Annotated in this window: 10 protein-coding genes; 3 read left to right on the top strand and 7 right to left on the bottom strand. The window is 62.2% G+C overall.

Features of this window, described 5'->3' with window-relative positions; genetic code table 11:
* Positions 1-59 precede the first annotated feature (59 nt).
* Together EN879_RS13495 and EN879_RS13490 are read left to right on the top strand one after the other, a co-directional pair.
* Entirely contained in the window at positions 60-833 is a 774-nt protein-coding gene (locus tag EN879_RS13495) for an ABC transporter permease (protein ID WP_063168206.1), read from the top strand.
* The gene (locus tag EN879_RS13490) at positions 830-1612 is read left to right on the top strand and encodes an ABC transporter ATP-binding protein (protein ID WP_013531158.1); all 783 of its coding nucleotides are present in this window, start codon (positions 830-832) and stop codon (positions 1610-1612) included. Before EN879_RS13495 ends, EN879_RS13490 begins: the two co-directional genes overlap by 4 nt.
* 114 nt (positions 1613-1726) lie before the next feature.
* Here EN879_RS13490 and EN879_RS13485 read toward each other — a convergent pair whose 3' ends face one another.
* The 3 genes from EN879_RS13485 to EN879_RS13470 form a co-directional block, all read right to left on the bottom strand.
* Entirely contained in the window at positions 1727-2665 is a 939-nt protein-coding gene (locus EN879_RS13485; protein ID WP_348625597.1) for a GlxA family transcriptional regulator, read from the bottom strand.
* 345 nt (positions 2666-3010) lie between these two features.
* Positions 3011-3145 (bottom strand): hypothetical protein, encoded by a 135-nt coding sequence (locus EN879_RS40595; RefSeq protein ID WP_013531161.1) that lies wholly within the window; start codon positions 3143-3145, stop codon positions 3011-3013.
* Between the two features lie 339 nt (positions 3146-3484).
* Positions 3485-3670, bottom strand: a complete 186-nt coding sequence (locus EN879_RS13470) for a hypothetical protein (RefSeq protein ID WP_013531162.1) — start codon at positions 3668-3670, stop codon at positions 3485-3487.
* A gap of 221 nt (positions 3671-3891) precedes the next feature.
* Between EN879_RS13470 and EN879_RS13465 the strand changes: the two genes are divergently transcribed.
* On the top strand, positions 3892-4791 hold the full coding sequence (locus EN879_RS13465; protein WP_127274087.1) for a LysR substrate-binding domain-containing protein: 900 nt from the start codon (positions 3892-3894) through the stop codon (positions 4789-4791).
* A gap of 27 nt (positions 4792-4818) precedes the next feature.
* Here EN879_RS13465 and EN879_RS13460 read toward each other — a convergent pair whose 3' ends face one another.
* The 4 genes from EN879_RS13460 to EN879_RS13445 form a co-directional block, all read right to left on the bottom strand.
* Positions 4819-5766, bottom strand: a complete 948-nt coding sequence (locus tag EN879_RS13460; RefSeq protein ID WP_024501316.1) for an alpha/beta hydrolase — start codon at positions 5764-5766, stop codon at positions 4819-4821.
* Between the two features lie 232 nt (positions 5767-5998).
* On the bottom strand, positions 5999-6184 hold the full coding sequence (locus EN879_RS13455) for a hypothetical protein (protein ID WP_027160508.1): 186 nt from the start codon (positions 6182-6184) through the stop codon (positions 5999-6001).
* Positions 6185-6370: 186 nt separating this feature from the next.
* Positions 6371-8524 carry an ASKHA domain-containing protein gene (locus EN879_RS13450; protein WP_063168205.1) on the bottom strand — a complete coding sequence of 718 codons (2154 nt, stop codon included), beginning with the start codon at positions 8522-8524 and terminating at the stop codon, positions 6371-6373.
* Positions 8475-9247: dihydropteroate synthase (locus tag EN879_RS13445; RefSeq protein WP_127274086.1), on the bottom strand; the 773-nt coding region annotated here is incomplete at its 5' end. The genes EN879_RS13450 and EN879_RS13445, both read right to left, overlap by 50 nt.

Here is a 9247-nt window from a genome sequence, read left to right as displayed (position 1 = left end):
CTCTTGGACAAAGCGCGATTTGAGCATGGGGACCATTTGAAAATGGCGACGATTTGACGATGCGCCCCTTGCATCCAGTCTCGCCGGGCATCCGAACCGTGCTCGGCATTTCCTTCTTCGTGCTTTTCGTGGCCTTCTGGGCTTGGATCACGCTAGGCGGCCACGTCAACCGCATCTTCCTCGCCGATCCGCTGTCGATGCTGCGGGATGGCTGGCGGCTTTTGGTCGAAGACCGTTTTTGGCTCGACGTTCTGATCACCATCTGGCGCGTCTTCGGCGGCTTCCTGCTTGCCTCGGTCGTCGCGGTACCGCTTGGCATCGCGATGGGCGCCTGGAAGCCGGTGGAGGCGTTTCTGGAGCCTTTTGTCTCCTTCGCCCGCTACTTGCCTGCGTCGGCATTCATCCCACTGCTCATCTTGTGGGCCGGCATCGGCGAGCTGGAAAAACTGCTGGTCATCTTCGTCGGCTCGGTGTTCCAGATCGTCCTCATCATCGCGGTCAAAGTTGGCGGCACACGACGCGATCTGGTCGAGGCCGCCTACACGCTGGGTTCCACCAACAGCGGCATCGTCAACCGGGTGATCATGCCGGCCAATGCGCCGGAGGTCGCCGAGACGCTGCGGCTGGTGCTCGGCTGGGCCTGGACCTATGTCATCGTCGCGGAACTGATCGGCTCGTCATCCGGCATCGGCTACATGATCATCAACAGTCAGTCGCGGCTGGCGACGGGTCAGATCATCTTCGGCATCATCGTCATCGGACTGATCGGGCTGTTGTCCGACTTCGCCTTCAAGGCCTTCAACCGCTGGCTCTTTCCGTGGAGCCTGGCGTGAACAAGCTTCTCATCGAGGGCGTTTCGCGCACCTTTGCCGGCGTGCGCGGCGGTCAGCCGGTCAAGGCGCTGATGCCGATCGACCTGGCGGTCGCCGCCAACGACTTCATCACTATTCTGGGGCCGTCCGGCTGCGGGAAGTCGACACTGCTCAGGATTGTCGCGGGCCTGGAAGCATCGAGCGAGGGCCGTGTGCTGCTCGACGGCAAGGCGGTGACCCGGCCGGGGCCGGATCGCGGCATGGTCTTTCAGTCCTACACGCTGTTTCCCTGGCTGACTGTGGCGCAGAACATCGCTTTCGGCTTGCGCGAACGCGGAATGCCCGAAAAGGAGCGGGACGGGGTCGTCGCTTCCTACGTCAATCTCGTCGGCCTGAAAGGGTTCGAGAACCATTGGCCGAAGCAGCTCTCCGGCGGCATGCAGCAGCGCACGGCGATCGCCCGGGCGCTGGCTAACGATCCGGAGATCCTGTTGCTGGATGAGCCGTTCGGCGCGCTCGACAACCAGACGCGCGGTCTGATGCAGGAACTGCTGCTCGGCATCTGGGAACGGCGCCAAAAGACGGTGCTGTTCGTCACCCATGACATCGAGGAGGCGATCTTCATGGCCTCGCGCGTCATCGTGATGACGGCGCGGCCTGGCCGCATCAAGTCGGATGTCGCCATCGACCTGCCGCATCCGCGCCATTACACGCTGAAGACCAGCCCGGAATTCTCGGCGCTGAAAGCGCGGCTGACCGAGGATATTCGGGTCGAGGCGATGCGCACGGCGCAGGCGTAGTCAGACCGACACAGCCTGATCATCTGGAAAGATACTTGGCTCGCTCAACAGACGCTTGAGGCGAGGAAGATCACGTTTCGGGGCGTCCAGAGCCGCCTCACGTGACACCTCTGCTCAGGCGGCCAGCAGCTGCTTGCGGTCGACGCGCTCCTGCTGCGGCGAGCGGGCGTAGAGTTCGCGGTAGCATTTGGAGAAATGCGAGGCCGAGACGAAGCCGCAGGCGACCGCCACCTCGACCACTGGCATCGAGGACTGGATCAGCAGGTGCCGAGCGCGGTCGAGCCGGATTTCGAGATAATAGCGGGCGGGGGAGCGGCCCATCTCGGTGCGGAACAGCCGCTCGATCTGGCGGCGCGACAGGTCGACATGATCGGCGATCTCGATCAGTGACAGCGGCTCCGACAGATTGCCTTCCATCAACTCGATGATGGTCAGCACTTTCGAGTTCTGGACGCCGAGGCGGGCGCGCAGCGGCAGGCGCTGGCGGTCGGTGGGGCTGCGCACGCGGTCGGTCAGCACCTGCTCGCAGACGCGGTTGACGAGGTTCTCGTCAAAGTCGTCGCCGATCAGCTTCAGCATCATGTCGAGTGCGGCGGTGCCACCGGCGCAGGTGTAGATGTTCTGGTCGATCTCGAAGAGGTCGGCAAAGACATTGGCCTTCGGGAACGCCTCGGAAAAGCCCGGCAGGTTCTCCCAGTGGATGGCGCAGCGCTTGTTGGACAACAGGCCGGCGGCGGCGAGGATATGCGCGCCGGTGCACAGGCCGCCGACGGCGACGCCGCGATTGTATTCCTCGCGCAGCCAGGCGAAGGCGGACTTGTTTTGGTAGCGCTCGACATTGATGCCGCTGCAGACGATGGCCATGTTCGGCCGATCGGGACCTGCCATCTTCTTGCGTTCATCCTCGAGCGACGTGTTGACCGCGCACTCGACTCCGTTCGAGGCGCGCACCGGCTTGCCGTCGATGCTGGCGAGGCGCCATCGATAGGCCTCGTAGCCGAGCATGCGATTGGCCGAGCGCAGCGGGTCGAGCGCGGTCGCAAAGGCGATCATGGTGAAATCGGGAATAAGGAAGAATACAAACGACCGCTTGATCGGATGCTTTACGGCGTTCAAGGGAACCTCACACAGCCATGGCGCGAACAGGATGTCGCGAATAGCATAGCGACATCAGGAAAAACCATGTCTGTCAATCGGCTACGCCGCTACGACAAGATTAAATTTGCGACATGGGTCGCAAATGGGCAATCGGCGTGCAGCGGGGCCCGGAAGTGGCACGAACTGTTCAAGGGACAGGCAGCGTACAGCCTGTGCGCAGAACAAAAACGCCGCTCTGGCTGGAGGCAGGCGGCGTTGCAGTTTTAAAGCAGCGGCAGGGATGCGCTGCCTGGAAAATCTTCAGGCGACGAAGCCGAGGCGCGCCGCATTCATGGCGCCAGTCTGGCCGGGCATGGTGTTGGCGAGACGCTGACGCTCGAGAGCGGTGGTCAGGTTCATTTCGCGGCGGGCAAAGAGGCGGGCAAAAAGCTTCATAATCATCTCCATTCGGTTGCTCAGACGGGTCGCCTTCGCTTGATGGAGTGGGGCAGCTCGTTTGCTGGCGCTGATATAGGCTTGTGTAAGCAGAAACTAAATCGCAAAAGCGAACCGCTTGATATGAAATGCGACATCGATTGCGACAGATTTGGGCAAGGTGCTCAAAATTTACGATCATTTACAAGACATTAAGTGAAAACAGGAGCTGCTATGCGGCTTTCTCATATGCGTCATGCGTTGGCGACATGGCTCCAAAACTCATTTGTATACAAATAAAATAAAGAAGGCCTGCCGGGCGGTTCGCGCGGCAGGCCTTCAGCACATAGTACACACGATCTACTTTGCTCCAGCCCAGGATCCGATGCCATTGCGAGTACCGGTCTTGGTGTCGGAAGCCTCAGGCCAGCCGATATCCTTCTGCAGTTCGATCGGCAAGGAACGGATGGCGCGCTCGGTCTGGTAGCGGGCGCGTGCCGCGCTGAATTCGGTCGCGATGCGACCAAGAGACGACAGGATAGACATTTCTTTCTCCTTTGGTGGCTGGCGGGTGCCAGACAGCGCGTTGGTTACGTCGGGTTTGTTTCAACTTCATTTCGTGTCGAATGCAGGTCTGTGTCGGGGTCGTTTCATGGCTGCTTGTGGCAGCTGCCTCATTCGATGGAGTTGACTATCCTCCCAATCTGATGTTCAATCAAACGAAATGGAGTGATGTTTTGTATCAGAAAAATTGAAGGTCGGTTGCCATGAACGCCCCGCTCAATCATCCGCTGCCACTGCTCGATCTCGACGTTTTGCGCACTTTCGTGGCGATTGCCGAGACCGGCAGCTTCACCACCGCCGCCAATGCCGTCTTTCGCACGCCTTCGGCCGTCTCCATGCAGATCAAGAAGCTGGAGGACATTCTCGGCCGCTCCGTGTTCGCGCGCGACGCCCGCTCGGTGTCGCTGACCACGGACGGCGAGATGCTGCTCGGCTATGCCCGCCGGCTGCTGTCGATCAACCGCGAGGTGGTGTCGAAGTTCATCATTCCCGAGATTGTCGGTGTCGTGCGGCTTGGTTCGCCGGACGATTACGGCGAGCGCGTGCTGCCGCATGTGCTGAAGCGTTTCGCGCAGTCGCATCCGTCGATCGCCGTCGACGTCACCATCGACCAGAGCAGCAATCTGCGCCGGCGCATGGACGACCGGGCGCTCGACATCACGCTGCTGACCAATTCCTACAAGACCAGCGCGCTCGGCGCCGAGGTGCTGCTGACCGAGCCGATCGTCTGGGCTGGCGCCAAGGGCGGCTGCGCGCATCTGCGCGAGCCGCTGCCGGTGTCGCTTTGGGAAGAGGGCTGCGCCTGGCGCGCCGGAGCGCTCGTTGCGCTTGGCCGCGAGGGCCGCAACTACCGCATCGCCTATATGAGCGCGCACACGGCCGGCCAGCGCGCCGCGATCATGTCCGATCTCGCCGTGGCGCCGCTGCCGAAGTCGTTTCTCGGCAACGACATGGTCGAACTCTGCCCGAAGGACGGCATGCCCGACATCGGCACCTACAATCTGGCGATGGTGGTGGCGCCGGACGCCAGCGCGCCGGTCAAGGCCGTCGCCGACCACATCCGCGCGACCTTCGAAGTGTTCCGGGAAACCGGCAAGTTCTGACCGGCTGGTAAGGACGACAATATAGAGCTACTCCGCCGCTTCGGCGGGGCGCTGTTCAGGCCTTAGTCTCGTGTCTTGCACGATCCGGCTCTCCCCGAGAAATTCGACGATGCGCTCGCGGGCGCGCCGGGCCTCCGGCATGTCGATCAGCGGCCAGACGTGGAACATGCCTTCCTCATAGACAAGATCGATTTCAACGCCGGCGGCGCGGGCTTTTTCCGCGAAGATCAGATTGTCGGGCGTCAAAAGATCGCGCGAGCCAGTCAAAAGCAGTGTTCTTGGCAGCACTGACAGATCTCCATAGACCGGGCTGATATGCCAGTCGCTGGGATCGATGCCGGCACTGTACAGACGAATCGCCTCTCGTCCGCCAGCTATGCCCAGCCAAGGGTCGTTGCGTTCCGCCTCGAACACTGCGGGATTGGTGAGCGACACGTCGAGACCCGGCGAAATGAGCACATGTCGTGACGGCAGGGACAGTCCTTCTTCGGCGGCCATCATGGTCAGCACCACAGCCATGTTGCCGCCGGCGGAATCGCCCATGAAGACGATGTCCTCGGCCTCCGTCTCGGCGAGCATCTGCCGGTAAACATCGCCAACCATCCCGAACATGGCGTGGAAATCATGTTCGGGGGCAATTGGATAGATCGGCACCGTGATTGCGTAGCCCAACCGATCCGCCATGTCGGCAATCAGGTGCCAATGATAGGGCGTGATTTCAAAGACATAGGCGCCGCCGTGCAAGTAGAGAATCCGCTTCTGTTCGCCGGACTTGGGTGGGATTTCGTATACGGGGAAGCCACCGACCGTATGCATCTCGATATCGAGACGCTGGTGTAGCGAGGCGGGCGGCCGGTGGTTCTCGGTCTTGCGCGCGGCCGCGATCCAGCGCTGCAGATTTTCCGGACTGGCAAATGCCTGCTTACGGCTGTGCCGCAAGACAAAAGACACGACATGGCTTTTCAAACTTGGCATGCGGATACACGAACTTCGGCCAAAGCCGACTAAGAGAACCCCCTAAATCGAAAGATTGTGCCGTGGCTGAAAATGTCAAGATTTGCGCCCGCGTCTACACGGCGGTTTGATCCGCGCCGCAGTGGTCAGCGACGCGGTAAAAGTGCGGCTCGCAGCCGGTTGCTGGTGGTCGCCGGGGACATGCGAGGTTCCCGGCGCATGCCGAGCAATTTGCATTTCTCGGCGAAGGTCATCAGCGCGCGGCGCTCCAGATAGCGTTGCTGAGGGATGCCCTTTCACTGGATCGCGGCGACACCGGCCAGCCGATGTCCTTCTGGATTTCGGGCGGCAGGCTGTTCAGCAGGCGCCGCGCCTTGCTGCGGTCATGGGCTTGTCTGATGGCGGTGCCATAGCGGCTCAGGCTTTCGAGCATTGACATCGTTGTCTCCCCTGGAGCGTTGCGGCGGCTGAAAGATATTTCCTGCCTGCCGTTCGATGCCGGTTGAATGCGCCTGCCATGTATCTGGCGAATTTCACGAAAACAGCGTTTTGGTTTCCGGATCAGACGATCCGGAAACATTTGCATGCAAATGAGTTTCGAAAGGTGTTGGCGGGGGCGGGCCGCTTATTCCCGTCCACGCCTCCGCCCCTCGTGGCCTTCGCGCGAACGCCGGCGCGGAGCGGCGTCGCCGGCAACGCCATCCTCGCTGACCGTCTTGCGCGGCGGCAGTTTCACCGCTGCCGACAGTTTCGGGAACGGATCGACCTTGTTGGGCAGCGCCATGGCGTAGACGAAATGCTCCTGGAATTTCGGTTCCAGCGCCGTCTCGATCTTCTCGATCTTGCTGACCGTGTCCTCGATCTCGCGGCGGTAGCCGCGATTGAGCAGCGCCATGCGCGCGCCGGCACCGGCGGCGTTGCCGACCGCCGAGACCTTGTCGAGGTCGCAATCCGGGATCAGGCCCAGCACCATGGCGTATTTCGGATCGATGAAGGAGCCGAAGGCGCCGGCGAAATGGATGCGGTCGACATGCTCGGTGTTCTGCTTTTCCATCAACAGCTTGGTGCCGGCATAAAGCGCTGCCTTGGCAAGCTGGATGGCGCGCACATCGGTCTGGGTGATGGTGATCTTCGGCCCATCTTCCGTCAATGCGGCGGAGCCGTCCTTCAGCACATAGGAGAAGGTGCGGCCGTTGGCCGTAACGCGCGGCGAGCGCGCCGAAAGCCCGCCGTCGATGACGCCGTCCTCGGAAATGATGCCGGCGAGATACATCTCCGCCACCACTTCGATGATGCCGGAGCCGCAGATGCCGGTGACGCCGGTCGCCTGGACGCTTTCCAGGAAGCCCGGCTCGTCGGACCACAGTTCAGAGCCGATGACGCGGTATTTCGGTTCAAGCGTATCGGGATCGATGCGTACGCGTTCGATGGCGCCGGGCGCTGCTCGCTGGCCGCCGGAGATTTCGGCGCCCTCGAAGGCAGGGCCGGTGGGCGAGGAGGCCGCAACCACCCGCTGGCGATTGCCGAGCACGATCTCGGCATTGGTGCCGACATCGACGATCAGCATCATCTCGTCCTGGCGATGCGGGCCTTCCGACAGCGTCACCGCCGCCGCATCCGCACCGACATGCCCGGCGATGCAAGGCAGCATGTAGAGCCTGGCGCCCTGGTTAAGCTTCAGGCCGATGTCGGATGCCTTGATATGCACCGCACCTGAGACAGCCAGCGCAAAGGGCGCGCCGCCAAGCTCGGTCGGATCGATGCCGAGGAACAGATGGTGCATGATCGGATTGCCGACGAAGACGCTGTCCAGGATGTCGTTGCGCTGGACATTGCCTTCGGCGCAGACCTTGTCGACGAGACCCGAGATCGCCTCCCGCACGGCGACCGTCATGCCCTCGCGGCCGTCCGGGTTCATCATCACATAGGAGACGCGGCTCATCAGATCCTCGCCGAAGCGGATCTGCGGGTTCGAGGTGCCCGACGAGGCGGCGACGCGGCCCGACAGCAGCGACACCAGATGCATGGCGATGGTGGTCGAGCCGATATCGCAGGCCAGCCCATAGGCTTCGTTCTTGAGGCCGGGCCAAAGTGCTACGACGCGCGCTGTCTCAGAGTCGGCATCCTTGTAGATGGCGGCGGTCGCGGTCCAGTTGCCCTTGCGCAGGATGCCTTGCACCTGCGGCAGCAGATAAAAATCGAAATCGAGGCTTTTCAAACCCCAATCGTGCATCAGCGCGATCTTCAGCCGGTCGAGATCACCAAGCGGCTTGTGCATGTCGGGTTCTTCGATCTCGACATAGCACATGCGGATCGCCGCATCGCGGGCGATGACCCTGGTGTCGGCATCCTTGCGGATGGTCTGCGCGTTGATGACCGTATCCTGCGGCACGTCGATGACGAGGTCGCCGAGGATTTGCGCCGAGCAGGAGAGGCGACGCCGTTCGGGTAGGCCGCGGACGCGCTCATAGCGCTCTTCCTTGGCGCCCTTGGGCGTGATGTGGTCGTTGGACGAAATGATCTTGTGCTTGGCGAAATTGCCTTCCTGCACTTCGATCTGGCAACGCCCGCAAGTGGCGCGTCCGCCGCACACACTTTCGACATAGACGCCGAGCTGGCGCGCGGCGTCTAGCACGGGTGTTCCAACAGGAAACCGCCCGCGCTTGCCCGACGGCATGAACAGCACGAGCGGGTCGGTGATGTTTGCAGGTGAATTCACGATTGCGCGCTTATCCTCGGCCCATCCGGGCTTCACGGCCGCCACGGCGGCGACCGCCATTGCCGGCGCCGTCGCCCGGCGCATTGACTTGCGTCGGGGCGGCAACGGCCTGGCCGCCTTCGGCCGGCTTGTAATCCTTGTAGGTGCGGATCCAGTTGGTGCAGTTCTCGTCGGTGCCGTTCAGCACATTGGCGCCGCGCACGGCTTCCATTTCCTGCGGCCGCACCGGGTTCATGATGGCCGAGGTCATGCCGGCGCCGATCACCATCGGGATGAAGGCGGCGTTGATGCCGTGGCGATGCGGCAGGCCGAAAGAGATGTTGGACAGGCCGCAGGTGGTGTTGACCTTGAGTTCTTCACGCAGACGACGCAGCAGCGCGAAGACCTGGCGGCCGGCATCGCCCAGCGCGCCGATCGGCATCACCAGCGGGTCGACGACGACGTCATGCGCCGGAATGCCGAAATCGGCGCAGCGCTCGACGATCTTCTTGGCGACGGCGAAACGCACGTCCGGGTCCATCGAAATGCCGGTCTCGTCGTTGGAGATGGCGACGACCGGCACGTTGTACTTCTTGACCAGCGGCAGGATGGCTTCGAGCTTTTCTTCCTCGCCGGTGACGGAGTTGACCAGCGGGCGGCCCTTGGCAACCTTGAGTGCGGCTTCGATCGCGGCGGTGACGGAACTGTCGATCGACAGCGGCAGGTCGACCAGCCCTTGCACGATCTCCAGCGTCTGCACCAAAAGGCCGGGGTCGGTCTCGTTCGGATTGACCGAGGTGACGC

The organism is Mesorhizobium sp. M7A.F.Ca.AU.002.02.1.1 (assembly GCF_003998535.1).
In the GTDB taxonomy this organism is placed as follows: Bacteria; Pseudomonadota; Alphaproteobacteria; order Rhizobiales; family Rhizobiaceae; genus Mesorhizobium; species Mesorhizobium ciceri.
This window is presented reverse-complemented; position numbering and strand designations above follow the sequence as displayed.